The sequence below is a fragment of the Pseudomonas quasicaspiana genome, assembly GCF_021147825.1.
Classification (GTDB): Bacteria; Pseudomonadota; Gammaproteobacteria; order Pseudomonadales; family Pseudomonadaceae; genus Aquipseudomonas; species Aquipseudomonas quasicaspiana.
Window position 1 is genome coordinate 1 of record NZ_JAGTPI010000025.1, and the last position, 26296, is coordinate 26296.

Below are 26296 nucleotides of genomic sequence, written 5' to 3' on the forward strand. Positions count from 1 at the left end.
CGCCTTCCCGAATGAATTCGGTCCCACAGGCTCTTCATGAACCTGAAGCCGTACGAAAATCCGTGGGAGCGAATTTATTCGCGAAGGGTCCGGTACATTCGATGTAGCTGTGTCGTCAGGAATGCCGCCTTCCCGAATGAATTCGGTCCCACAGGCTCTTCATGAACCTGAAGCCGTACGAAAATCCGTGGGAGCGAATTTATTCGCGAAGGGTCCGGTACATTGGATGTATCTGTGCCGTCAGGAATGCGGCCCAGACCAGGTACCACATCACTTCCCCAACTCCAGCGTCTCGGCCATGCGCACCAGCTCCGCAAATGACTTTGCGTTCATTTTCTTCATGGCATGGCCGCGGTGGATTTTGACGGTGATTTCGCTCAGGCCTATTTCACCGGCGATCTGTTTGTTCATCAGGCCTGAAGCCGCCAGGGCCATGATCTCTTTCTCGCGTGGCGTCAGAGTTTCGAAACGAGTGCGTATTTCATGGACGTTCCTGTTGGCCTGCCGAACGCTTTTGTCTTTTTCCAGCGCCGCAGACACTGCGTTCAGCAAGTCCTGCTCACGGAGCGGTTTGGCCAGGAAGTCTACGGCACCCGCTTTCATGGCGCGTACCGTCATGGCGATGTCGCCGTGGCCGGTCATGAACACAATGGGCAGGTCGATGTTGGCGCGCACCAGTTCGTTCTGGAAATCCAGACCGCTGGTGCCTTGCAGGCGAACATCGAGTACCAGGCAACTGGGTACATCCGGCCGCTGAAACTGAGTGAAGTCGACCACGGAAGGGAACGTCTCGACCCGTAGGCCGATGGAGCGCAGCAGGCTGCTCAACGCATCGCGCAGGGCTGCGTCGTCATCAACGATGAAAACGATCGGATCGTGGCTGATTTTGACAGCGCTCAGGTTCATCGGATGGTCATCGTTCATGAGGAGGCTCTGGTTCTCCGGGGAGGGCGAAAAGCAGCACTGCCCCTTCGCCAAGCTTGCTCTGGGCCCAGATCCTGCCGCCGTGTGCGTCGATGATCGAGCGGCAGATAGACAATCCCATTCCCATGCCTTCAGGTTTTGTAGTGAAAAACGCATTGAACAGACGTCCCATGTCGTCGGGCTGAATACCCGGCCCACTGTCGCGCACCTCTACCACTACTTCATTTTGCGACTCATGGTGCAAGCGCACGCTCATCTTGCGTAGCGAGCCCTGATTGCCGCCCATGGCCTGTATACCGTTGATCAACAGATTGACCAGTACTTGCTGCAACTGAATGCGGTCGCCCATGACCCTGGGTACATCGCGGGCGATGTCCTGCACCAGTTCGACCCGGGCGCGTTGGATTTCCCGAGCGACCAGACTCACTGAGTCCTCGATGATTTCCCGCAAGTCCACGGGGGCTCTTTGCGGGTCGGCTTTACGCGACAAGGCGCGAATACGCCGGATCACTTCACTGGCCCTGAAGGTTTCACTGAGAATGCGCTCCAGTGCCTGCGCGGCTTCGGTGATATCCGGTTCTCTGCGATTGAGCCAGCGCAGCGACGCTTCGGCGTTGGTCGTGACCGCCGCCAGAGGTTGATTCACTTCATGAGCAATCGAGGCGGTCAGTTCGCCCAGGGTCGTGACGCGGGTGACATGGGCCAGTTCGGTCTGTGAGCGGTGCAGCGCTTCTTCGGCCTGCCTGGACGCGGTCACGTCCATCAAGGCCCCGACCTATTCGCAGTTGCCGTCCTGATCGTGGGTCAGGTGCGCGAGCATGTGCAGATGTTTGATGCGTCCGTCAGGCATCAGCAGACGGTGCTCGACGCTCAGGTCAGGGGTCAGTTTTCGTGCCTGAGCAATGCAATCCAGCACGAGGGCCAGGTCATCGGGATGGGTTCTTTGCAGGACACGGTCTATGGACGCGTGAGCACCCGCTTCGTACTCGAAAATCCGCTGAGTTTCTTCCGACCAGTGCATCTCCAGATCAGGCACCCGAAAGCCGACGCTGCCGGTCCGGCTCAGACGCTGGGCATCAATCAGAAAAGCTTCGCTGCGACGCAATGCCTGATGCGCCTCGGCGAGCAGGCAGACCTGCTCCTGTAACCGGTCATTGACCGCCTTGTTGCTGCGCGCCAGCACAGTGGTAATTCCGATTGCGGCGATGCTCACCAGGCAACGGGCGACGGCGGGTAACTCGGCGTCCTGGCCGTGGGTCAGCAAAAAGGAAATGATCGTCAGAAACAGGCAGCTCAAGGCGACGATAGTCAAACCATGGCGACTGAAAATGTTCACCGACAACAGAATGACCATGACATAAAGCACCGCCACCGCAACGTCCAGTGAAGTCACCGTATCGATGATGAACACCGCAGTGGTAATGGCGACAGCGCCCAGGCGAAGCAATAAGGATGAAGAGCGGGCTTTGGGGGCTGCAGCGGCATGCCCGGCAGGCAACGTAGCGGGTGTATTCATATGAACGCATCATGCCCTTGAATGCTGGCCGACAACCGCACTGGACAGCTTCTGATCCTTGAATGGGCGCAACGGAAAAACAACGACGACCGCGTGCCAGTGTGAGACGAATTTTAAGCGGCGCCGTTGTTTCAACCTATAGTCAGAATGGTTATTTTTGGAACGCTTGTGCTGTCGGTTGCGATGGGGCGGTGAATGGCATGGATTCTCTGCTGCCCTCCGTTGCGTCGGCTTCACCTACTGAAGTACTCAAGTTTTGTCAGGCGTTGCAAACTCAGCAGCTCAAGGAGAATTACGCAATTGAGTCGCGATCTCCACACGCGAGGCCGCTTGCTAATGAACTTCTAGCGAAAGGGGTTTAGGTCGACAATATCGGAGTTGTCACCCGAAAAGTAGTGGTATAGCGTGCTTGGTAGTGGTAGTTTTGCAAGATTTGTTTTGACGTTAAGCCCTACGGTACAGCTCGGCTGTTGCTGCGGAATGAAATATTTATAGCGATATCTTTCCGTGGGAAAGTCTTGGTAAAGTTTATTGCTGTCATCTTGGGGAGATAGAGATGCCCCTAAAATAAGGTGTGCCGTCTTTCCATAAGCTTTATAGAAAATATCTCCGTATTCATATATTGTCAATACTGCGACGCCTTCACTATGTATATTGACTACACATTCGGGTAGGTCTGGAATTTTCATGAGCTCAGCAATCATGCCACGCTGGAAAAGTACCTCTTTCATCTTTCCCTGATGAGCGAATATATTAATCGTACATGCATAAATCATCAGCGCGACTATTATAGGGGTTCTGACTTTAGGGTAGAACGCTGAAGCTTGCCATACGATAGGTATCAGGAGTGCCGCGAAGACGGTGCTGGTAAATGTAAATCTCAACGACTCACCGTGCATTGATCCTATTTCTGAAAAGTAAGGAATTTTTCCAACAGCAACATAGGCAACACAGTTCAGCATGATCCCTGCGATTAAAATGGCTAGGCTCTTACCCATGATAAAATTTCGGCTGAAAATAATCAACGCCGTTGCTATTGCGAAAAAAGGGAAATACAGGGTGATGAAGTATTTTAAGTACCTTAAATAGTCTTTGATGTTTAATATGTTCTGTGGGTCTATTTTGTTGTAGTTGGCGTAAAGTCCGTGCGTGGGAAATAGTTTTCGCAGTAGGAAGAAGCCTATAACGATAAATACGATGGCTGCTGCATTAATGATGCGCTCCTTGGTGCTTGTATGAATATAAACGCTACTAAGGAGAATCAGCGAAATCGCTAATGGAGCATCTGACGATTGTTGGAAAGAAAGCAGCAGGACCGGTAAGGTCAGCCATACAAGCCGTCGCTCTAATAGGTGGCGTGTGCATATCAGCGTAAGGAATAGGCTGAACGAATGCATGAGATAGATGTTTGAGTAATACAGGACCCACGCAGGAGAGAGAAAAAATAGGAGTGCTGCATAGTTTGCGATACTTGGCGGTACCTGAAAGTAACGCTTGATAATCTTAGATACTTCTATTGATGCAAGGCCTAAAAATAATATAGTAAAAAATTTTGCCAGCTTTTCGTACCCAATCAGCCCGTGACCATAATAAATAACGTCATAAATGAGGGGGGTGAAAAATAGTCCGGCCTCCCCAAACCACTCATGGTAAATGTCTGGCCGGTCAATGTTAACAGCGTGCGCGGCAATAACTCCATCCCACAGGTCGGTACCCATGGTAAAAAAGCCACTCAGCCCGAGAAGTGTTGTTGACGTCACGGCAATGATTAGCAGAACATTGATAAAAGTCCAGCGAGGCTCTTTCATGTTTCCGCTGATCATAAAAAAATTTGTCCACGTATTCATGTTCAATCCTAAGGGAGAAGGTACTCTTGCGATCCCTGCTCCGGCGTCAATACAACTCTATCGATAAGTCCACTTGCTATGTAGCAAAAACGTCAGCACAGGAACGATAAACACTACTCCAGCTATGCCTATCCGATAATCCAAGCCTACTTGTTGTGCCAATCGCGCGATCAACATCGAGACAGCAAACCCGATCAGAGAAACACATATGAACCTGATCAGGGTGTAACCCTGCAGGCGGGCAGAGAAGCTCCATAGCGTGTTTATCATGTACGAGGTCAGCGCTGATACCCCGAACGCAACTCCATTTGCTACTGAAGGGCTGGCGATTAGCACCTCCACCATTAGCATTGCCACTGCGATATGAAGTAGGGTAATGAATAGCCCTGTTACTGCGAATCTGAGGGCCTTGCTTAGGCCTGGAGATTTAAGCTTGTGGTTCGCGTTAGTCATGGCTGGAAACTAGAAAAAGATGCTTGAATGTACATTATTTTATTTTCTCGGCAATGCAAAATACCGTCAATCCAGCAAGCCGGTTAACCCCCATGAAGGGTAGTTCCGCACTACAGATAGCTTTGAGTGCACCATTCACTAGAGGCCCATGTTTAGCCAGTTGCGATGCTGCGTGTTGCTTACGGCGTTTCAGGCGTTCGATTATCCTTAGCAGAGCGGCGATTGGAAATACTCCGCCAAAGTAATAGGCGCCCTTTGAAACTTTCAGGCCGGCTGCTGCGGCGACCGACTCAAGTTGAGGGAGGGTATAGCGTCGTTTGTGATCCAAAAAATCGTCATGCCCACTCCAAAGAAACTGAAAGGCCGGGACTGTCATGAGAAATCTGGAGCCAAGGGGCACTTTGTCTACATATTCCTTCAAAAGGCCTATGTCGTCGTCAACATGCTCGAGAACATCCATAAGTAGTACCAGATCCGCTTCCAGAGGGCCGCATGAACGTCTCAAGTATATTGGCTTTCCCGCGACGGATTCATCAGCATCAGCTTCATAACTGATATCGACGCACCAGGCTTCACTTGCTGAGGTGTTTTCAAGCAAGTGCCTCGAAAAAAAGCCTGAGCCAGCGCCCACATCGAGTACTCTGTTCACAGCTAGGTCGCCAAGAAATTTATCCATGGCTTTGACTTTGGAATTGTAATACCAGTGATGGCCGATTTCAGCGCCGAGAATGTCAGTCTCTTTAAGATCCATAATTACTTCTTACTTCCATAGGTTCGACGTACTACAAAAATAGGACGTCGTTTCGATTCAATATAAGTTCTGCCGAGGTACTCACCCAGTACACCGATGCCAATCAATTGCAACCCACCCAGGAATGTAACCGCTACCATTAGTGATGCATATCCAGGCACGTCCACACCGTGCAATACCACATTGACTGCAATGAAAGATGCATAAAGAAAGGATATGAATGAGCAAGTCAGCCCGAGATAGGTCCAGACCCGTAAAGGGTCAGTGCTGAAACTAGTGAAGCCCTCCAGAGCAAAGTTCCAAAGTTTCCACCCGTTGAATTTGCTCTCCCCAGCGCAGCGTTCAGGTCTCGCATACTCTATTGACGTTGTACGAAAGCCCACCCATGCGAAGAGACCTTTCATGAATCGACGCGATTCAGGGAACTCTTTTAGCGCCTCCACGACACCGCGATCCATCAGTCGAAAATCTCCGACATTCTCCGGGATTTTTGGACTGGCGATTTTGTTGTGAACACGATAGAACAAATTAGCAGATGAGCGTTTTGCCCACGAATCAGAGTCTCTATTAACACGCTGCCCCAATACCACTTCATAGCCTTCGCGCCACTTTTCAATCATCGAAGGAATAAGCTCTGGAGGGTCTTGAAGGTCCACATCCAGGGGGACGATTACCTGTCCGGTAGCGTATTGCAGACCGGCTGAAAGCGCCGCCTCTTTACCAAAATTACGGCTGAGATCGACAATCCTTATGCGTGAATCCACAAGCATTGCAGCTTGCAGGTGCTCCAGCGTTTCATCCTGGCTGCCGTCATTCACGAAAATTATTTCGAGAGAAACTGACTCATCGCCATTAAATACATTGCCGACGGCTTCTATAAATATACTAACCGCTTCCGCTTCGTTATATACCGGTACTACAAGCGAAAGTGCGACAGCGTTGCTAGAGTCCGACTCATTCATCAACATGCGTTGCCCTGTACGTGAACACATCCCTGACTGCACGCCAGATCAGTTGAAAAATTTGCGCGATATTACCTTGTCGCCCGGTTTGAGTCATCTTCTATCTGCGGCAGATAAAGCTCTCCTGATGATCGTAGACGTGCGCAACTACTGCTTGTCGAGGCAGATTCTCGCTGGAGTCCCGTTAAGTTCTGAGTGTTGCGGTCGGATGGAAGAACTACCGATTGGGGGGAGCTGTATGGATAAAGGCGGTCTGCCTCTTTGGCAATCGTTTGCTCATCAGGGTACATTGCCCGGTACAAAACTACCGAGTGAAGAGTGAATATGTATAAACGGCGATCCGATTTTTGGGCTGATGAGCCGACCTGGACAGAGTCCACGGATGAAAAGCTTCTCAGAGAAGCGCTGAGCTGTACGGGGGCATTTTGAGGTCGCTCGCAAACGAGGGCCGTATCTTCTTGCAGCGATACTACATCTGAGCACAAATATTGCATCCAAAAACACGAACAAGTATTTGAACGAATATTTGACGCCAGTTAAACCCGAAAAAATCGTTTAACACGCCTTTGTTCAATACCGTTCGAACACTCGCTCATGAAATCAAACCCGCTGATACTTGCGCCAGAACTCTTTTGCAGTGAGAAACAATGCAATGCCGATGATTCCCTTGGTGATTTGCGACGACTCGAACATGGCCCGCAAGCAGTTGCTCAGGGCTTTACCTGCCGAGTGGGGCGTGTCGGTCACGCAGGCGACCAATGGGCTCGAAGGCCTTGAAGCGGTGCGCCGTGGACTGGGCCAGGTCATGCTGCTGGATTTGACCATGCCGGTCATGGATGGCTATCAGACGCTGGCGGCGATTCGCGCAGAAAATCTTGAGGCGAAGATCATCGTCGTCTCCGGCGACGTTCAGGACGAGGCTGTGCGCCGCGTCATGGAGTTGGGCGCGCTGGCATTTATCAAAAAGCCGGCTGATCCCGATGAACTGAAAAACACCCTGACCCGATTGGGCTTGCTGGGTGAGCCTGCGCCAGTCCCTACCATCGCGCCCGCCATGACAGGCGCAATCATCAGCTTTCAGGATGCATTCCGCGAAACCATCAACGTCGCCATGGGCCGGGCCGCAGCCTTGCTGGCCAAGGTATTGGGCGTGTTCGTGCAGTTGCCGGTACCCACCGTCAACATGTTCGAAGTGGGTGAGCTGCACATGGCGTTGGCCGATGCACACACCAGTGAGCGGTTGACCGCCATCTGTCAGGGGTATATCGGTGGTGGCATCGCGGGCGAGGCGTTGTTGATTTTTCATGATTCGGACATCGCGGACATGGGCTCGCTGATGCATCGCGACTCGGCGGATTACACCGACGAGGAAATGCTCCTCGATCTGTCCACGATTCTGATCGGTGCCTGCCTGAGCGGCATTGCCGAGCAGATCGACGTAGAGTTCTCCCAGGGGCACCCGCAGATGTTGGGTTCTCAGGGCGGGATTGACGACCTGATCCGGATCAACCAGGCACGCTGGCAGAAAACCCTGGCCGTAGAGATCAGCTACAGCGTTGAAGGGCATAGCATCAACTTCGATTTGCTCATGCTGTTCACCGAAGATTCGGTAGACCGTCTGACTAAAAAACTTGCGTACTTGATGAGCTGACCCATGAGTAATCAGATCGATATCAAAGAGCTTCATTGGTTACTGACGGTCACCCAGAACATCGACGTGGGGATCGTAGTGCTCGACCGCGACTACCGGGTCCAGGTCTGGAATACGTTCATGGAAAACCGCTCCGGCGTGGTGCCGTATGACGCGGCCGGACAGTCGATCTTCAAGTTGTTCCCTGAGCTCAACCCGATGTGGTTCAGCAAGAAAGTCGACAACGTGATTACTCTGGGTACGCCTGCGTTCACCATCTGGGAGCAGCGGCCATATCTGGTGCGGTTCAAGAATTACCAGCCAATCACTGGCCGGGAAGACTTCATGTACCAGAACACCACGATGTTCCCGCTGCGCTCGACCACCAGCGAGATTACCCATATCTGTCTGGTGATCTACGACGTGACCGACGTTGCCAGTAACCGGCATCTGTTGCAGACGGCCAACAGTGAACTGCAGAAACTTTCCAGCACCGACCGTCTTACCGGCCTCTATAACCGGGGTCACTGGGAAGAGCTGCTCAAGCTTGAATACGCCCGCCATAGCCGATACGGCGCGGTGTCCTCGCTGGTGATGTGTGATATCGACCATCTCAAGCGGATCAACGATACGTATGGTCATCAGGCGGGCGATAAAGTGATTCAGCGTGTCGCTGAGGTCCTGCGTAGCCATATCCGCAATGCAGACATCGCCGGGCGTTATGGTGGCGAAGAGTTTGCTGTCCTGATGCCGGATACCAACAAGGCCGGTGCTGCAGTGTTCTGTGAGCGGCTGCGTCTGGCGGTCGAGGCTGAGACCGTGCATTACGAAGGGCACGCGATCAAGTGCACGATCAGCCTGGGCGCTGCTGACCTCTCCAGGCCGACGACTGATTACAGCACTGTCATTGCGTGGGCCGAACAGGCACTTCATCAAGCGAAGAAAAACGGTCGCAATCAGGCTTCGGTGGACGAATAAGGCGCCGATTGCTGGTAGCATCGGTGTTTTTCCGGCGACGATCACGGACATCATGCGACCACAATCCACTCTCACCGTAACCCCTGTCGACCAGCCATTGATCGGGCGTGTGAGCCCGCCGGGCTCGAAATCCATCACTAATCGCGCGCTGTTGCTGGCTGGCCTGGCCAAAGGCACCAGCCGTTTGAGCGGTGCGCTCAAGAGTGACGACACGCGCGTGATGTCAGAAGCCTTGCGCCTCATGGGCGTGCAGGTTGATGAGCCGGACGACAGCACCTTTGTGGTCACCAGCAACGGCCAGTGGCATGCGCCCGGACAAGCGCTGTTTCTGGGTAACGCGGGCACTGCAACGCGTTTTCTGACGGCGGCACTGGCTAACTTCCAGGGTGACTTTGTCGTTGATGGCGACGAATACATGCGCAAGCGTCCAATCGGCCCACTGGTTGATGCCTTGCAGCGCATGGGCGTCGAGGTCAGCTCGCCGACTGGCTGCCCACCGGTGGCGATCAAAGGGCAGGGCGGTCTGGCGGCCGGGCGTATCGAAATCGACGGTAACCTTTCCAGCCAATACGTCTCGGCACTGTTGATGGCGGGTGCCTGTGGCAAGGGGCCAATTGAAGTGGCGCTGACCGGCAGTGATATTGGCGCGCGCGGTTACGTAGACCTGACACTGGCCGCGATGAAAGCCTTTGGTGCTGAAGTCGAAGTGATCAGCGACACCGCCTGGAAAGTCCTGGCTACCGGCTACAAGGCGACGGATTTTCATATCGAGCCGGATGCGTCGGCAGCGACTTACTTATGGGCGGCGCAGGCCATCACCGGCGGTACAATTGATCTGGGTGTCGCCACTGAAGATTTCACTCAGCCTGATGCCTTAGCCAGTCAGTTGATCGAGCGTTTCCCGAACATGCCGTCCGTTATCAACGGTTCGCAAATGCAGGACGCGATTCCGACACTGGCCGTGCTCGCAGCTTTCAACAATCAGCCGGTCCGCTTCGTGGGCATCGCGAATCTGCGGGTCAAGGAATGTGACCGCATCTCCGCGCTGTCCCACGGCTTGTGTGCCATTGCGCCGGGGCTGGCGGTGGAAGAGGGTGACGACCTGATCGTCCACGCCGATCCTCAGTTGGCAGGTCGCACCGTGGATGCGTTGATCGATACCCACGCTGATCACCGCATCGCCATGTGTTTCGCCCTCGCCGGACTGAAAATCGCCGGTATCCGGATTCAGGACCCTGACTGCGTCGGCAAGACCTACCCCGGTTATTGGGATGCGTTGCAATCGTTGGGGGTCAAGGTTCAGCGGCAGGATTGAGGTTATTTGACTCGAAATGCTTCTCCTGTAGGAACTGTCCCGCTGTCCATGACACCGCGCTGTCTCACGGCAAACATAGGACCTGTAGGAGCGCGCTTGCCCGCGATTCGGTCTGTCAGTCGATGACTCTATCGCCTCTGCTGTCGCTATCTTCCCAGACCAAGCGCTCCTACAGTAAAAAGCATTTAAATCAGATAGTTATTCGTTGTTTGATAAGGGCTGCCGAAAGCTGCGAAAGCTGTTTAGCAGACAGGCCGCAATCGCAGCCTTCGGCAGCTCCTACAGGTTCATCGTTTACATGCTTGAATCTGTCGCGCCATCTCCCATAAACAGCACGCTACGCCGTAAACGCGGTCCTTTCAGCCAATGCTGCTTTGCATCTCAGGCATCATGAATGACACCTTCACGTTCAGGACTCATTCATGGCGTTGCTCTATAAAGCTGATCCCGCAAGGGGCGAGCAGTGGAAGGCTCTGTTTGCCGAACATGCCCCCGATATCGAGTGGCGTGCCTGGCCTGATATTGGCGATCCGCAGGACATCACTTACCTTGCCGCCTGGCTCGCCCCTGATGACGTGCAAACTCTGTTGCCGAACTTGCAGGTGGTGTTTGCCTTGTCGGCGGGTGTCGATCAACTGGATCTGAGCCGCCTTCCCGATACATTGCCAGTAGTGCGCTTGCTGGATCCGGGGATTGGTCGGGGCATGTGTGAATACGCGTGCTTCGCGGTATTGAGCCTGCACCGGGACATGTTGCGTTATCGGCAGCAACAGATTGAAAGCCATTGGCAGGCGCATCGGCTGGTGCCAGCCAGCAAACGTCGAGTCGGTGTCATGGGCCTGGGATTACAGGCGCAACAGATTCTCGCCAGCTTGCAGAATTTCGGCTTCGAGTTATCGGGCTGGGCGCGCAGTGAGCATCAGATTGAAGGTGTCGCGTGTTATGCGGGCAGCGCACAGTTGTCCGCATTTCTGGGGCAGTGCGACATTCTGGTATGCGTACTGCCGTTGACCGAGCAGACCACGGGCATTCTCAATCGCGAGTTATTCGAGCAGATGCCTGAAGGCGCTGCGCTGGTGAACATGGGGCGCGGTGGGCATTTGATTGAGCAGGATCTGCTGCAGGTGCTGGACAGCGGGCAGCTCAGCGCGGCAGTGCTGGATGTATTGCAACAGGAGCCTGCTGATCCTGCGCATCCATTCTGGAATCACCCGCAGATACTGCTTACGCCGCATATTGCTGCGATGACCCAGCCTGACAGTGCGTTCCCCGGCCTGCTGGAAAACATTCGCCGCTTCGAGCGTGGCGAGCCGATGCTGGGTCAGGTGGATCGCGGGCAGGGGTATTGATGGCGATTCTACATTGATCTGTAAATACAATCCCTGTGGGAGCAGGGCTTGCCCGCGATAAGGCTGGATGCGATCTAAAGTAAATAGCTTCCAGCCTTATCGCGAGCAAGCTCTGCTCCCACAGGGACATCTCTCCAACAGGAATCGCGATCACATCAACGCATCAACGATCCCAGCAAACCGCCTAAAAATTTCTCCCCGGCAATCATTTGACTGACCTCGATAAACTCGTCCGGCTTGTGCGCTTGCTCGATGGAACCAGGGCCGCAGACCACAACCGGAACATTCAGACGCTGAGCGAACAGGCCGCCTTCGGTACCGTAGGACACCTTGACGCGTGAGGTTTCCGCCGGGGCAAACGCTTGCAGCAAACGCACGGCTTCAACGCTGGGATGAGTGTCCAGACCGGGATACTCGTTCAGGGTTTCGATCTCGATGGCGGCCACTGCCGAGACCTTGCGTGCTTCGTGAACGATGGCTTCAGCCTGTTCGCGTAACTGGTCGAGAAACAGTTCTGGATCATCCGCATTGAGATTGCGCAGTTCGAAATCCAGCGTGCAAAGATTCGGCACGATGTTCAGCGCCTTGCCGCCGTCGATCCGACCGACATGCACCGTGCTGTACGGAATGTCGTAGTCGGCGTCCTGTGCGCCATGTTGTTGCAGTTGCTTTTGACTGAGACGCAGCGAGGCAATGAAATCGCTTGCCAGATGAATGGCGTTGACGGCCAGCGGTGCGAGAGAGGAGTGCGCTTCCTGGCCGCGACAGAAGGTCCGGAAAGAGCTTTTACCTTTGTGACCCAGCGCAAACTGCATGTTGGTCGGTTCACCGACGATGCACAGAAACGGCCGTTGCGGCGCCAGATGCAACACGTCCAGCAAGCGTCGCACACCCACGCAGCCGATTTCTTCGTCGTGGGACAACGCCAGTTGCAGCGGGCGGGTCAGGTTCAGGTCGGCGGCATCGAGCATGCAATCAATAGCCAAGGCGATGAAGCCCTTCATGTCGCAACTGCCGCGCCCGTAAATCCGCCCGTCGCGCTCGGTGGCCTGAAACGCTGGCATGGTCCAGGCCTGGCCCGCGACCGGCACCACATCGGTGTGGCCAGAGAGCAAAATCCCCGGCTGATCTTTTGGTCCGGTGCTGGCGAACAGATTGGCTTTGAGCCCGGTTTCATCCTTGACGATCAGCGCGTCAATCCCTTTGGCAGCCAGCAGATCCCGCACGTATTCAATGAGAGCCATGTTCGGCTGAGATGACACGGTATCGAATGCCAGCAGGCGGTTGAATATCTCCCGTACACGCGGCTTCATGAGGCTTTGCTCTGTTGATTGCTGGCGCTGGCAAAGCGACGGATATCGAAAGGCGCAATCGAGGTGCTGGTGCTGCCGGTACTGAGCAATTCGGCCATCACATCGCCGACACCAGGGCCGAGCTGAAAGCCGTGGCCGCAGAAGCCGAACGCGTAAAACAGGCCATCGACATTGCCGCTACGGCCCATGACTGGCAGCGAATCCGGAAGATAGCCTTCGATGCCGCTCCATACCCGGATGATGTTCAGGTTGGCGACGCCGGGCAATAAACGCCGCATCTGCTGCAATTGATTGATGGTGCTGCGTGGTTCGACCACGGCCCGTTTGTTGACCATGTCCGGTTTGCTGCGAAAGCCGCCGCCAATGATGATGTTGCCGCGGGGGATCTGGCGGAAATAAATCACCTCCTCGGCGATTTTGGTGTAGACGCCAATGACCGTTGGCAGGGCGTAGGGCACGGGTTCGGTGACTGCCATCTGCGGGCCAAACGTTTCCAGTGGCACCGGCTCGCCGAACTGTGTGGACAGCTTTTGTCCCCAGGCGCCTGCGGTAATCAGCAACTGATCGGCGCTGAACACCCGACCGTCGCGGGTCGTGACTTCAAACTGGCTGCCGACTTTCTGCACCTCGGTGACTTCAGTGCGTTCTTCAATGCGCGCTCCGGCGCGGATCGCTGCGCGGGCAAATGCGGGGGCCGCCAGCCGTGGATTGGCGTGACCATCGTGAGGCGCGTAAGAGCCGCCTTTGACCACCGGCCCAAGGAATGGAAAACGCTGATGCAGTTCGCGGCCACTGTAAATACGCAGGTCCAGCTCGCGGGCTTCGGGTGCTGCGGCATAGGCTTCCAGCTCGGCGATTTCATCCTCGCGATAGCAGACGCGCATGTGGCCGCTCGGCAGAAACTCCAGATCCTCGCCAATCAGCTCCGGCAGACGGCCCCACAAGGCGCGGGAGCGGTTGGCCAGTTCCAGTTGGCCCAGGAAACGACCCTGGCGCCGCACGTTGCCGAAGTTAACGCCGCTGGCGTACTGGCCGATCATGTCGCGTTCCAGCAACGTCACCGACTGGCCACGCTGGCGCAGGAAAAACGCCGTAGCCGAGCCCATGAAGCCGCCGCCGACAATCAGTACATCGGATTTTTGCTGTTTCATGACACGACCTCATCAGTAAGCATCGACAACGGCTTGATCGGTGCCTGTCCACGCTGACGGCCGACCAGCTCCACGGCGACGCCCGCTTCGGCGGCGATCACTTCTGCCCCGGCCTGCGAACAATAACGCCCCTGGCAACGGCCCATTCCCACCCGGCTGAAGGCTTTGGCACGGTTGACTTCACAGGCACCTTTTTCCTGGACTACGCCACGTAGTTCGCCTGCGCTGATCATTTCGCAGCGGCAGACAATCGCTTCGTCAGGCAGCGCCCTGGCTTGTGCCGACGGCCATGGAAAGGCCTCGGCGAGCCCGACCCGGAAGCGATCCATGACGGCCAGCTGGCGCGTTTGCGTTTGCATCACGGCGACATCTACCGGAAGTTTCAGGTCCTGCAGAACTGCCAGCGCCGCCAGACGCCCAGCTTGCTCAGCGGCGTCCGCGCCACGAATTTTCGCCCCGTCGCCTGCGGCATAAACACCGCTGACCGAGGTGCGGCCTGCTTCATCGACGTCCAGCAGCCACTGGCTGGAAACCTCGTCGAAGCGCAGGCGGCACCCGGCCAGATCGGCCAGTTGGGTTTCCGGTCGCAGGTGATATCCCAGGGCCACGGCGTCGCAATCCAGCTGTTGCGGGGTGCCTTTGCCGTCCTTGAAGCGCACACCACTGACACCGGCCTGAGCGTCGCCCAGTACCTGCAAAGGCTCGACACCCAAATGGACCGGCACCTTGGCGCTGCGCAGGCGCGCGAGTAGCTTCATCCCTTCGAGCAGCACGCCGGGGCGCGCCAGCAGTTTGGGCGTGGCCATGATCCGCTTGCTCAGCGGCGAGGTGTCCAGCACCGCAGCGACTTCGGCACCGGCCTTCACGTATTGGCTGGCGACCAGATATAACAAAGGACCGCTGCCCATGAACACGACTTTGTGGCCGATGGAAACGGATTGCGCCTTGAGTGCAATCTGCGCGCCGCCGAGGCTGTAAGTCCCGGCCAGTTGCCAGCCGTTGATGGGCATCAGCCGGTCAGTGGCACCGGTGCAGAGAATCAGCGCGTCGTAGTTGAGAACTGAATGCTGGCCCTGATGGACGCAGCACAGTTGACCCTGGCTGAGGTTCCAGACCAGCGTGTCGGGACGGTAGTCGATGTGTTCGCGCAGGCGGTCAAAGCTCTGGTGCAGATCCCGCGCCTTGTCGGCTTCGGAACCGTACAGCGCCGCGTAATCTCGTTTGAAACCTTCAGGCTGACGACGATAGATTTGCCCACCATCGCGGCGATTTTCATCGATCAGGATCGGTTTGATCCCGGCGGCGAGGAGCGTCTGTGCGCAACGTGTACCGGCTGGTCCGGCCCCTACAATGACTACCCGTGGAGTGGCCATGTCGCCTCCGGTTGTGTGGTGACAATATCCAGACCCTCGCGGGCCTCGCTGGAGCAGGCACGCAAACGCTCCCCAGAGCGAGTCCAGACCCAACAGTCCTGACACGCGCCCATCAGACAGAACCCTGCGCGACGTCCCGGATCGAACTCCGACTGGCGCAGCGATACGCCTTGGGTCAGCAGCGCCACCATCAAGGTGTCGCCTTGCAACGCTTCAATCGGCGAGCCATCTACCACGAGATTCACGGTGGTTCGGTCGCGCTCGCCCAGCCTTACAAAACGCCCGTTCATGCGTAGGCCCCCACGATCATGTTTTCCAGTTCTTGTTGATTTTGCCGCAGTTCGCCGCTGTCCAGATGGCAGAGCACCTGACTGCCACCAGTGATCTCGCGGCGACCCGGCGCGGTGCGGTTGCACAGGCCTTCGACGCGTTGCGGGCAGCGGTTCAAAAAGGTACACAGTTCCCGTGTGTTGGTCGGCGCGCTGATGGTTGGCAGCGTACCGCAAGTGGTGGTGCCGCAGGTTTCCAGCCAACCCTGACGCAATTCGGGAACCGAATGCACAAGCAGGTCGGTGTAGGGATGAAACGGTGTCTGGCTGAAGGATTCGCGGCTGCCTTCTTCGACCTTGTGACCGCTGTACATCACCACGATGTCGTCGCACAACGCCCGGACGGTGGAGATGTCATGGCTGATGAACAGATAGGAGACACCCAGTTCCCGGCGCAAGTCGCCCAGCAATTCGAGAATCGCTGCGCCGACCACAGTGTCCAGTGCTGACGTCACTTCATCGCAGAGGATCAGGTCTGGTTTGGCGGCCAGTGCGCGAGCCAGATTGACGCGCTGCTTTTGTCCGCCAGACAGTTCGCCGGGGCGTCGTTCAGCCATGTCCCGGGGCAGGCGCACCAGATCGAGCAATTCATCGATACGCTCGCGCAAGGCAGCCCCTTTGAGATTGAAGTACATCTTCAATGGGCGGCCGAGAATAGTGCTGATGCTGTGCATTGGATTCAGCGCGGTGTCGGCATTCTGGAAGACCATTTGAATGCGCCGGAACTGGTCGTCCGTACGACCGGCCAGGTCGCCTGACAGCGGCTCGCCATCAAATTTCAAGCTGCCCCGCGCGGGATCGAGTAAACCGGCTACGACCCGAGCCAGGGTGGACTTGCCGGAGCCTGACTCGCCAATTACACCGATCGCCTGACCCCGGTTGATGGTCAGATCAATGTCTTCCAGCACGCGAATCATCGGCCTGCCCTGCAGGTCTTTATTGCCATAACCGGCAGACATGCCCGTGATGGTCAGCAACGGCTTGTCTTGTGCAACCTCACTGGCCGGGCGCAATGTTGCATCCGGCCTTGCGGCGGCCAGCAGGCTTCGAGTGTAAGGATGCTCCGGGCCTTTGAGCAGCGCCGCGGTGTTGCTTTGCTCGACGATCTGGCCACCCTTGAGTACCACAATCTGATCGGCCATTTGCGCCACTACGGCCAGGTCGTGAGAGACGTAGACCGCCGTCGCCCCGCGCTCACGCACCACACGCTTGAAAGCGCGCAACACATCGATCTGAGTGGTGACGTCCAGTGCGGTCGTGGGTTCGTCAAGGATCACTAGCAACGGATCGCTGATCAGTGCCATGGCCGCCATGACCCGCTGCAGTTGGCCGCCGGAGACCTGGTGCGGGAAGCGCTGACCAATCTGTTCCGGATTGGGTAGCGAGAGGTCGCGAAACAGTTCGATGGCTTTGGCTTCCAGCGCCGCGCGCTTGCCCAACCCGTGAATCAACGCGCCTTCGATCACCTGGTCTATCAGTCTTTTTGCCGGGTTGAAGGCCGCGGCTGCGCTCTGTGCAATGTACGAAACCCGATTGCCGCGCAGCCCTTGCAGGATGCTTTCCGGCAAGTCGAGCATGTTGTGTTCGGCGATCTGCACCGTGCCACTGGCCAGACGGCAGCCGCGTCGGGCATAGCCGAGCAAGGCCAACGCAATCGTGGTTTTGCCAGAGCCGGACTCACCGATCAGCGCCAGCACTTCACCTTTTTCCAGGGCGAAGCTCACGCCTTTGACGATCTCAATGTCGCCGCTGTCTGCGCTGGCGACGACTCGCAGGTCCTGGACCTTGATCAATTGGCTCATATCAATGCCCCCCGGAACGTCGGCTGCGCCGTGACGAGAGCCTGTCGATGAACAGATTCACTCCGATCGTCAGGGTGCCGATGGCCAGCGCCGGAATCACGATGGCAGGCGCGCCTTGATTCAAACCGCCGATATTTTCCCGAACCAGCGAACCCAGGTCGGCGTCGGGCGGTTGCACGCCAAGGCCGAGAAAGCTCATGCCACTGAGCAGCAGCACGATGAAACCGAAGCGCAAGCCCAGATCGGTCAGCACCGGATTGAGCATGTTGGGCAGGATTTCCACACAGGCGATGTACAAGCGGCGCTCGCCGCGGGTGCGGGCGACTTGCACGTACTCCAGCGCTTCGATGTTGACCGCCAGACTACGAGCGATCCGGAATGCGCCGGGAGCAAAGCTCAGCACTGCGGTAGTGATCAGCAGCGTGACCGATGAGCCAAACGCGGAGACCATGATCAGCGCCAGCATCTTGCTGGGGATCGAGATAAAAGCGTCCATCAGGCGGCTGATCACTTCATCCAGCCATTTCGGTACGACCACGGCAAGCAGCGCCAGGCTGGTGCCCAGACCGCTCGCCAGCACAGCGGAAATCAGCGCCAGACCGACAGTGAAGCGCGATCCGGCCAGCACCCGGCTGAGCATGTCGCGGCCCAGATAATCGGTGCCAAAGGGGTACATGCCGCTCATGCTGTCGAATACGTTGTTGGACACCACTTCACCGACCGGGTGAGGTGCTAGCCATGGCCCTAACAGCGCCACCAATAGCCAGAAGATGCACACGAATGCACCCGCCAGACCCAGCCATGATGTGCTGTGCGCGACCTTGCCCAATGACAGATCAGCACCGGGTGGCGTCGATTTTACAATGAGGTTATTCATTGGGTTCTCAGCCTCGGGTTGGAAAGGATGGCGCACAGGTCGGCAATCAGCACCAGGCCTAGATACGCTGAGCAGAACAACATGGTGCAGGCTTGAACCAGGGCCATGTCCCGGTTGGTCACGGCGTCGACCATCAAGCTGGCGACACCCGGGTAGTTGAAGATGGTCTCGACGATCACCACACCGCCAAGCAGGTACGACAGGCTCAATGCGATGGCATTGGCAATGGGACCGATGGCATTGAGTAACGCGTGGCGCAATACGATGCGCACCGGGCTGACGCCTTTCAGGCGGGCCATTTCCACGTACGGGCTGTCCAGTTGATCAATGACGGCCGCGCGGGTCATGCGTGCCATTTGCGCAACAATCACGCAGCACAGGGTCATCACCGGCAGTGCATAAGTGCGGATGAATTCCAGAGGGGAGTGGGTATCGCTGGCATAGGACAACGCCGACAGCCAGCCCAGGTTAACCGCGAAAATCAGCACCGCGAGGGTCGCCACCAGAAACTCCGGTACCGCGACCAGCGCCAGCGTGATGAAACTCAATGCGCTGTCCAGTCGGCCGCCACGGCCCATGGCCGAACCGATGCCCAGCACCAATGCCACCGGGACTGAAACCAGCGCGGTGGCCCCGGCCAGCATCAAAGTGTTGGGGAAGCGGCTGCCAACCAGTTCGGCAACCGGCATGGCGTTGGACGCCGACTCGCCAAAATTGCCACTGAGCAGGTTCATCAACCAGCTCAGATAGCGCACCACACCCGGTTGATCCAGGCCCATTTTTATCCGCAATGCCGCGACCTGTTCAGGCGTCGCGAATTGCCCGAGGGCTGCTTGAGCGGCGTCGCCGGGTAGCACCGCCGTAATGGCGAAGACCACCATGGAAACGATCAGCAAGGTCAGGATCGCAGCGCCGAAGCGCTTGCCGATCAACCAGAGTGTGTTGCTATTCATGGCATTGCTCCGGCAAAGGGGAAACTACCCGCAATCAAGCATCCAGCCAGATCTGCTCGCTGAACATGTAGCCCATGAAGCCGCCGAGCGGGTTACTGCCGTAGCCTTTGATGCGCTTGTCGACACCGTCGATATTACTGATGAACACCGGTATGCCGATCCCGCAGTGGTCATGAACCAGCGTCTGCATGTCGCCATACATCTTGGCGCGCTTGGCTTCGTCGGTTTCACCGCGTGCCAGCATCAGCAACTGGTCGAACTGCTCGTTCTTCCAGGCCGATTCGTTCCAGGGCGCAGTGGACTGGAAGAATTGCGAGAAGATCACGTCGGCGTTCGGCCGTGGGTTGATGTTGCCGAAACTCAGCGGGTGCTTCATCCAGTGGTTGGACCAGTAGCCGTCACTGGGCAGACGGTTGACGTTGAGGGTCAGGCCTGCCTCCTTGGCGGACTGTTGCAGCAGCACTGCAATGTCCACTGAGCCGGTAGCCGCAGGTGATGCCGCCACAGCCATGGTGATTTTTTCCATACCGGCTTTTTTCAGGTGGAAGCGGGCTTTTTCCGGGTCGTACATGCGCTGCGGCAAATCAGCGTTGAAGTAGCGCGACCCTGGAGAAATTGGCGTGTCATTACCCACGCGGGCGTAGCCCCGGAACACTGCCGATTTGACCTGTTCGCGGTCCAGCAGGTACTTCATCGCCAGGGTGAAGTCCGGGTTCTGCCCCGGCATCTGGTCCTGACGGATGATCAAGTCTGTGTAGTTGCCCGAGGGGGCATCGAACACGCTGTGCTTGGCACTGGCAGTGATGCGCGCGGTAGAGCGTGGGTTGACCTCGTTGATCAGGTGCACGTCGCCGGACAGCAGCGCGTTGACCCGTGAAGGCTCGTCGCCAATCGCGATGAATTCGATTTCGTCCAGATAGGGCAGGCCCGGCTTCCAGTAGTTCGGGTTGCGCACGCTGATCGAGCGCACGCCCGGGTTGAACTCCTTGACCTTGAACGGTCCGGTGCCGATGCCCTGATTGAAGTCGGTGGTGCCTTCCGGAACGATCAACAAGTGCGATACCGCCAGAATCGACGGCAGCTCGGCGTTGGCGGCGCTGAGGCGGATTTGTACTTCGTTCGGACCGCTGGCTTTGACTTCACTGACCTGAGCCATCAACGGCATGACCTTTGAACCGGTCAGCGGGTCTTTATGGCGGTTCAGCGAGAAGACCACGTCGGCAGGTGTCAGCGGTTTGCCGTTGTGAAACGTAACGTCCTTGCGCAGTGTCACGGTCCACAGGGTGGCGTCGTCGCTTTCGATGCGCTCGGCCAGCTCCATCTGCGGCACCAGATGGGAGTCGAAGCGGGTCAGGCCGTTATAGAACATGAAGTGCCGAACATAGTCGGTGGACAGTGCGCCTTTGGCGGGGTCGAGGGTGTCGGCGGTAGAACTGGACATGCCTGCTACACGAATACGCCCACCGGGTTTGCCTTTGCCAGGCGCTGCCGCTTCGTCGGCGAAGACTTTGCCCGCGGCACCGAACAGACTCGTCGCACCGCTGGCGACGACGCCAGCAACGCCCAGCATACGTAATGCATCACGACGTGAAAGACCGCGATTGAGCCCTTCGAATACGCGCAGGCTATCCTGGCCTGAGATCAATGGGGAATCGTCTTTGTTGTCAGCCATATCAGTTCTACCTGTCGATTAAGGGAATGCATGAGTTGCTCGCGGTTGACCCGAGCGTCCTTGAAACGCACACAACGACGGTGAAGCGCAAAATCTAGTGCCGGGCATCCTGAAATCGATACCACGCGCCCACCAACGGCAGGAACCACGGGGTGCCGAAATGTCCTGGAACGGCTGGCCAGTCAAGCTCGCGCCACGGGTTGGCTTGCGGATTGCCATCCATGACGTCGGCCATGACCTGGCCCATGTGGACGGACATCTGTACGCCGTGGCCGCTGTAGCCCATGGAGTAAAAAACGCCTTCATGTTCACCCGCACGGGGCAAGCGGTCGGAGGTCATGTCCACCAGACCGCCCCAGCAGTAATCCACTTTGGCGCTGGCCAGTTGCGGGAACATTTGCACCATGGCGGCACGCAATACCTTGCCGCTCTTGGCGTCGGAGGTTGCGTTGGACATGGCAAAGCGCGCCCGGCCGCCAAACAGCAAACGGTTGTCCGGCGTCAGGCGGAAGTAATTGCCGATCATGCGGCTGGTGACGTAGGCGCGATGCTGCGGCAACAATTGATCGATCAAAGTCTGCGGCAGCACCTCGGTCACAATCACAAAGCTGCCCACCGGCACGATGCGCCGTCGATACCAGCCGGGACCGCCATGCTGGCAAGCACCGGTCGCCAGCAGGATCTGTTTGGCCTGAATAGAGCCCTTGGCCGTGTTGAGCAGATAGCCTGAAGCGTTGGCTTTCCAGCTTTTTACTGCGGCGTTCTGGAAAACCTGTGCGCCGTGACGCACGGCAGCATCGGCCAGCCCGACACCAAAGCGCCCGACATGCATCTGCACGCCGTTGCGCTGTAACAAGCCGCCGTGGAATTCAGCCGAGTCCACTTCGGCACGGGTTTCTTGCGCGGACAGAAGCTCGACGTCCGCGTCCACTTCCCGACGGATCAGCTCGCAGGTGCGGGCCATGCCGTCGAAGTGCATCGGTTTGGCGGCCAGTTTCAGCTTGCCGTTACGGGTCATGTCACATGCAATCTGCTCCTGCTCAACCACCGCGACGACACTCTTTACAGCGCTTTCGTAAGCCAGGTAATACGCGCGGGCCTGGTCGGCGCCCAGACTGGCGGTCAGCGCTGAATAATCCTGAGCCACGCCGGTATTGCACTGGCCACCGTTACGCCCGGACGCTTCGCCGATCACCCGGTCAGCTTCCAGGACCGCTACGCTTGCGCCTTTCATCGCCAGGGCGCGGGCTGCCGAGAGGCCGGTAAAGCCGCCCCCGACAATGGCGACATCCACCTGGCCCTCTACCGCGCCGGTCTGCGCCCCGGCAAATGCCGGTGCGGTATCAAGCCAGTAGGATTCACTTCGCATGGTGCTGTCCTTACCTGTGGCGTTACCGGAAACCGTGGGCAATGCGGATTACAGGCCGACCAGCGCAGGCAAGCCGCCGATGTCCTTGAGGGTGTGATAGCCGTAGGACTCGTTGGCAGGCACGTCATGGCCCCGGGCAACGAATGCGCGGTTCTTGATCTTCATGTCATGCGCCGGGAACAGGTCGTAACGGAAGCTCGAGGAAACGTGCAGCACGTCCTGCGGGCCGCAGCCGAGGTTGTCGAGCATGAACTCGAACGCACGGAGGCGAGGCTTGTAGGCCTGAGCCTGTTCAGCGGTGAAGACTTTGTGGAACGGCGCGCCGAGCATGTTCACGTTGGACATGATCTGGCTGTCGCTGGCGTTGGAGAAAATCACCAGAGGGATCTTGTCGGCAATTTTTGCCAGACCTGCCGGAACGTCGGCGTGCGGACCCCATGTTGGAACCGCTTCGTAGTAAAGCTGGCCTTCCTGGCGGTATTCGATACCCCAACGTTTACAGGTACGTTCCAGCGCAGTCTTGATGATTTCGTCGTAAGGCACCCAGTCGCCCATGACTTGATCCAGGCGATAGGCGGAGAAATCCTTGACGAACTCTTCCATGCGTTCAGCGGGGACACGGTCCGCGAAGATTTCGCGGGTCATGGCGCCCATGTGGAAGTTGGTCAACGTACCGTAGCAATCGAACGTAATGAATTTGGGACGAAGAAAGCTCATTGAGTGCGGTCCTGAAGTTCGTTAAGTCTGGGCGAGGCATCTCTGTGCTTCGGATTCAAAGCGCGTGATGCAACGCTGCACCACACCTTCATTACAACACCGTGAAATCAGCAGATGACGTTAAAAGCGTCGGCTGCTTGATAGAAAACGCCGTTTTAGGGGTTGCCCTCAGCACACTTTGCGGAGCGCTCCAGCCTTGTGCGGGCCTCGTGTTTATGTGCCTTTATGAGCACTTATGGTGCTGAAGCCGAACAGATGCTGTGCCAGCGCAGCACAAACTGCGTCAAGCCAATAAAAAACGGGAGCAGCCAGAAAGCTGCTCCCGTTGTGTTGTAGACATAGTCCTGAAATTGCGTAGTTCCTGTGGGAGCCGGGCTTGCCCGCGATAAGGCCGATGCAAATATCAGGACTATCGCGTCCAGCCTTATCGCGGGCAAGCCCGGCTCCCACAGAAATCGTATTGCTGTTACTCCGCGATATCGATCAACACGCTTTTAAAGCGCAGATTGGCTTCAAACGCTTCACGTCCCAGGTCCTTGCCAATGCCGGAGCGTTTATAGCCCCCGGTTGGCAGGATGTAATCGTTGCTGCGCCCGTAGCGGTTGACCCAGACGGTGCCGACTTCCAGCTTGCGAATCAGTCGTAGCGCGCGATTCAGGTCAGCCGTATGCACGCCTGCGCACAGACCATAGGTGTCGTGTTCGGCCAGTTGCAGCGCCTGTTCTTCGGTGTCGAATGGCTGAATGGTCAGCACTGGGCCGAAAATCTCTTCGCAGACTGCCGGGCTTTGGCTGTCCACTGCGGTCAGCAATGTCGGTTGGTAATAAGCGCCGCCCATGCCTTCGAACAGCCTGCCACCGGCCAGCACTTCGGCTCCGGCCTGGCGCGCACGCTGGACGATGTTGTCGATGCGGCTGGCCTGTAAATGGGAGATGATCGGCGGCAGCGTTGCGTCGGGTGACCAGGTCGGGCCGGGGCGCAAAGAAGCGAAGTAGCCCTGAAGATGCTCAATGAACGGCGCCATGATCGAGCGTTCTATCAACAGTCGTGAACCCGAAACACACACCTGTCCGGCATTACCGGTAATGGCTAGCGCAACGGTGCGTGCGGTTTTGGCCAGATCAGGCACGTCAGCAAACACCAGTTGCGGGCTTTTACCGCCCAGCTCCAGTGTCACGGGTTTGGGACCGACCAGTGCGCAAGTGGACATGATGCTGGAGCCTGTGGCCGTCGAACCGGTGAAGGTTACTTTCGAGATGCGCGGATGACGACACAGCGCGTCGCCTGTGGTGCGTCCGTCACCCTGAACCACGTTGAACATCCCGGCAGGGAGCCCGGCCTGCACGGCCAACTCGGCAAAGCGCAGGCTGGAAAATGGCGTCAGTTCCGAAGGTTTGAGTACTACGGCGTTACCCGCTGCCAGCGCCGGGGCGACTTTCCAGTGGCCCATACTCAGCGGGAAGTTCCACGGTGCAATGGCGGCAATCACGCCGTAAGGCTCGGCGATCTGCATGCCCAGCCGGTCGCTTTGAGTCGCCGCCACTTCGCCGCCATGCTTGTCTGCCAGCTCTGCGAAAAAACGAATCCCTTCGGCGACATAAGGAATGTCCCAGGCGAGCACGTCTTTGTGGGGCCGTGTCGAACCGACTGCTTCCAGCGGCCCCAGGATCGCGCCATCGGCTTCAATCAAGTCGGCCCAACGACGCATGACCCGGGCTCGCTCGCGCGGCGGGCGGCTGGCCCAGTCACTGTGCTTGAACGCCTGCCAGGCATTGCTGACCGCTTCGTCCACCATGTCCGCGTCAGCAATCGGCAGCCCGGCGTAGACCTGTCCGTCGGAGGGGCGTGAGACGTCCATGCCTGACTGGGCATCGCGATAATGACCGCCGATGAAGTGCGCGCTGCGAACAGAAATTTGACGAGGATCGAAGCTATCCATGAAGGACTCCAGCCGATAAAAAGCGAGACGTCCATCCTAGGAAAAAAGCCCAAGCATTTGCTGCCGACCTTAGTGTCGATTTAAGCAGTAACTGTGGTAAACGGCAGCGCGCTTTGTGCAATCTGCCGAATCGTTCCGGAGCTCTTGCCATGAGCGGTAAGCAGATGGGATACAGGCATTAGTGCCCCTTTGACCGGAGAGCTTTTCATGGCTGACTCGCAACGTTCTTCATGTTCCTATCGCCCTATGACTGCGGCCGATGTGGATGCTGCACACCAACTTTCAGTGCAGTTGAAATGGCCGCATCGTCGTGAGGACTGGGCGATGCTGCAACGCGTTAGCGAGGGTTTCGTTGCGGAAGGCAAGGGGCGGGTGATCGGCAGTGCATTCACTTGCCATCAGGGGGATTTCTCAACCATTGGTCTGGTGATCGTCAGCGACGAATATCAGGGCAAGGGGATTGGTCGTCAACTGATGAACCTGGCGATTGAGGCCGCCACACCTCGTATTCCTGTTCTCAACGCGACCCTGGCCGGAGCCCCGCTGTACGCCAGTTTGGGATTTGTTGATTTCGGCAGCGTCGAACAACGTCAGGGTCAGGCTCCAGCCGAAGCACCGTCAGCGCCCGCGCTCGCGTTCAGCGAAAGCTGCCGCTCAGTGGGCCAGGCGGATTACAAGCGCCTGTTCGAGTTGGCCAACGCGGGCAGCGGGCTTGATCGCACTGCGGTCCTCAAGGACCTGCTGCCGAGCGTAGAACACTCGGCAGCTATCGAGCGCAATGGGCAATTACAGGCGTTTGCTCTATTGCGCCCTTTTGGTCGCGGCCTGTGCATCGGCCCGGTGATCGCTCAAAACGTAGAGCAGGCCAGGTACCTGATCAGTCAGTTGCTGTCGCGAGTGCCGTATTCCTTTGTGCGTATCGATATTCCTACGAATAGCGGCTTGGCAGACTGGCTGGATGCTGCAGGTCTTAAAGCTGTCGACAGCGTCACACAAATGGCTAAAGGCAAGGCTCCGCAGGCCACTGCTGGCGTCGCACAGTTTGCCCTCGTCACCCAGGCCGTTGGCTAATCCGG

23 protein-coding genes are annotated in these 26296 nt (G+C 57.2%); 5 read left to right on the forward strand and 18 right to left on the reverse strand.

The window, feature by feature from the left end:
* Positions 1 to 270 precede the first annotated feature (270 nt).
* From KDX30_RS15815 to KDX30_RS15845, 7 genes are all read right to left on the reverse strand, one after another.
* On the reverse strand, positions 271 to 924 hold the full coding sequence (locus KDX30_RS15815) for a response regulator transcription factor (protein ID WP_231676850.1): 654 nt from the start codon (positions 922 to 924) through the stop codon (positions 271 to 273).
* On the reverse strand, positions 914 to 1687 hold the full coding sequence (locus KDX30_RS15820; RefSeq protein ID WP_231676851.1) for a sensor histidine kinase: 774 nt from the start codon (positions 1685 to 1687) through the stop codon (positions 914 to 916). Before KDX30_RS15820 ends, KDX30_RS15815 begins: the two co-directional genes overlap by 11 nt.
* A 12-nt stretch (positions 1688 to 1699) precedes the next feature.
* Complete coding sequence (locus KDX30_RS15825; protein WP_231676852.1) at positions 1700 to 2440, reverse strand: PAS domain-containing protein; 741 nt, start codon at positions 2438 to 2440, stop codon at positions 1700 to 1702.
* A 344-nt stretch (positions 2441 to 2784) separates the two neighbouring features.
* Positions 2785 to 4287 (reverse strand): hypothetical protein, encoded by a 1503-nt coding sequence (locus KDX30_RS15830; RefSeq protein ID WP_231676853.1) that lies wholly within the window; start codon positions 4285 to 4287, stop codon positions 2785 to 2787.
* Positions 4288 to 4344: 57 nt separating this feature from the next.
* On the reverse strand, positions 4345 to 4740 hold the full coding sequence (locus KDX30_RS15835; protein ID WP_264760298.1) for a GtrA family protein: 396 nt from the start codon (positions 4738 to 4740) through the stop codon (positions 4345 to 4347).
* 34 nt (positions 4741 to 4774) lie between these two features.
* Positions 4775 to 5491 (reverse strand): class I SAM-dependent methyltransferase, encoded by a 717-nt coding sequence (locus tag KDX30_RS15840; RefSeq protein ID WP_231676854.1) that lies wholly within the window; start codon positions 5489 to 5491, stop codon positions 4775 to 4777.
* A 2-nt stretch (positions 5492 to 5493) separates the two neighbouring features.
* A complete protein-coding gene (locus KDX30_RS15845) occupies positions 5494 to 6459 on the reverse strand; it encodes a glycosyltransferase family 2 protein (RefSeq protein WP_231676855.1) in 966 nt (321 codons plus the stop codon).
* 646 nt (positions 6460 to 7105) lie between these two features.
* Between KDX30_RS15845 and KDX30_RS15850 the strand changes: the two genes are divergently transcribed.
* The 4 genes from KDX30_RS15850 to KDX30_RS15865 all read left to right on the forward strand — a co-directional run bounded on the left by KDX30_RS15850 (position 7106) and on the right by KDX30_RS15865 (position 11725).
* Positions 7106 to 8104, forward strand: a complete 999-nt coding sequence (locus KDX30_RS15850) for a response regulator (protein WP_231676856.1) — start codon at positions 7106 to 7108, stop codon at positions 8102 to 8104.
* A 3-nt stretch (positions 8105 to 8107) separates the two neighbouring features.
* Entirely contained in the window at positions 8108 to 9061 is a 954-nt protein-coding gene (locus KDX30_RS15855; RefSeq protein ID WP_099268999.1) for a GGDEF domain-containing protein, read from the forward strand.
* Positions 9062 to 9113: 52 nt separating this feature from the next.
* Complete coding sequence (gene aroA, locus KDX30_RS15860; RefSeq protein WP_231676857.1) at positions 9114 to 10376, forward strand: 3-phosphoshikimate 1-carboxyvinyltransferase; 1263 nt, start codon at positions 9114 to 9116, stop codon at positions 10374 to 10376.
* A gap of 422 nt (positions 10377 to 10798) precedes the next feature.
* Entirely contained in the window at positions 10799 to 11725 is a 927-nt protein-coding gene (locus KDX30_RS15865; RefSeq protein WP_027901151.1) for a 2-hydroxyacid dehydrogenase, read from the forward strand.
* Between the two features lie 155 nt (positions 11726 to 11880).
* Here KDX30_RS15865 and argE read toward each other — a convergent pair whose 3' ends face one another.
* The 11 genes from argE to KDX30_RS15920 all read right to left on the reverse strand — a co-directional run bounded on the left by argE (position 11881) and on the right by KDX30_RS15920 (position 25220).
* Positions 11881 to 13038 (reverse strand): acetylornithine deacetylase, encoded by a 1158-nt coding sequence (gene argE / locus KDX30_RS15870; RefSeq protein ID WP_122394613.1) that lies wholly within the window; start codon positions 13036 to 13038, stop codon positions 11881 to 11883.
* Positions 13035 to 14189 carry an NAD(P)/FAD-dependent oxidoreductase gene (locus KDX30_RS15875; protein ID WP_231667356.1) on the reverse strand — a complete coding sequence of 385 codons (1155 nt, stop codon included), beginning with the start codon at positions 14187 to 14189 and terminating at the stop codon, positions 13035 to 13037. Before KDX30_RS15875 ends, argE begins: the two co-directional genes overlap by 4 nt.
* Entirely contained in the window at positions 14186 to 15562 is a 1377-nt protein-coding gene (locus KDX30_RS15880; protein ID WP_231676858.1) for an FAD/NAD(P)-dependent oxidoreductase, read from the reverse strand. Before KDX30_RS15880 ends, KDX30_RS15875 begins: the two co-directional genes overlap by 4 nt.
* A complete protein-coding gene (locus KDX30_RS15885; protein WP_231676859.1) occupies positions 15544 to 15852 on the reverse strand; it encodes a (2Fe-2S)-binding protein in 309 nt (102 codons plus the stop codon). Before KDX30_RS15885 ends, KDX30_RS15880 begins: the two co-directional genes overlap by 19 nt.
* Positions 15849 to 17693: an ABC transporter ATP-binding protein gene (locus KDX30_RS15890; protein ID WP_231676860.1), complete on the reverse strand. Its 1845-nt coding sequence runs from the start codon at positions 17691 to 17693 to the stop codon at positions 15849 to 15851. Before KDX30_RS15890 ends, KDX30_RS15885 begins: the two co-directional genes overlap by 4 nt.
* A gap of 1 nt (position 17694) precedes the next feature.
* Positions 17695 to 18570, reverse strand: coding sequence for an ABC transporter permease (locus tag KDX30_RS15895; protein ID WP_122706587.1), 876 nt, complete (start codon positions 18568 to 18570; stop codon positions 17695 to 17697).
* Complete coding sequence (locus tag KDX30_RS15900; protein WP_231676861.1) at positions 18567 to 19523, reverse strand: ABC transporter permease; 957 nt, start codon at positions 19521 to 19523, stop codon at positions 18567 to 18569. Before KDX30_RS15900 ends, KDX30_RS15895 begins: the two co-directional genes overlap by 4 nt.
* A gap of 34 nt (positions 19524 to 19557) precedes the next feature.
* Positions 19558 to 21195, reverse strand: a complete 1638-nt coding sequence (locus KDX30_RS15905; RefSeq protein ID WP_231676862.1) for an ABC transporter substrate-binding protein — start codon at positions 21193 to 21195, stop codon at positions 19558 to 19560.
* A gap of 94 nt (positions 21196 to 21289) precedes the next feature.
* Positions 21290 to 22564, reverse strand: coding sequence for an NAD(P)/FAD-dependent oxidoreductase (locus KDX30_RS15910; protein WP_231676863.1), 1275 nt, complete (start codon positions 22562 to 22564; stop codon positions 21290 to 21292).
* A gap of 48 nt (positions 22565 to 22612) precedes the next feature.
* Complete coding sequence (locus KDX30_RS15915; protein ID WP_231676864.1) at positions 22613 to 23281, reverse strand: haloacid dehalogenase type II; 669 nt, start codon at positions 23279 to 23281, stop codon at positions 22613 to 22615.
* A gap of 466 nt (positions 23282 to 23747) precedes the next feature.
* Positions 23748 to 25220: an aldehyde dehydrogenase family protein gene (locus tag KDX30_RS15920; RefSeq protein ID WP_231676865.1), complete on the reverse strand. Its 1473-nt coding sequence runs from the start codon at positions 25218 to 25220 to the stop codon at positions 23748 to 23750.
* 207 nt (positions 25221 to 25427) lie between these two features.
* Between KDX30_RS15920 and KDX30_RS15925 the strand changes: the two genes are divergently transcribed.
* Entirely contained in the window at positions 25428 to 26291 is an 864-nt protein-coding gene (locus tag KDX30_RS15925; RefSeq protein WP_231676866.1) for a GNAT family N-acetyltransferase, read from the forward strand.
* Positions 26292 to 26296 lie beyond the last annotated feature (5 nt).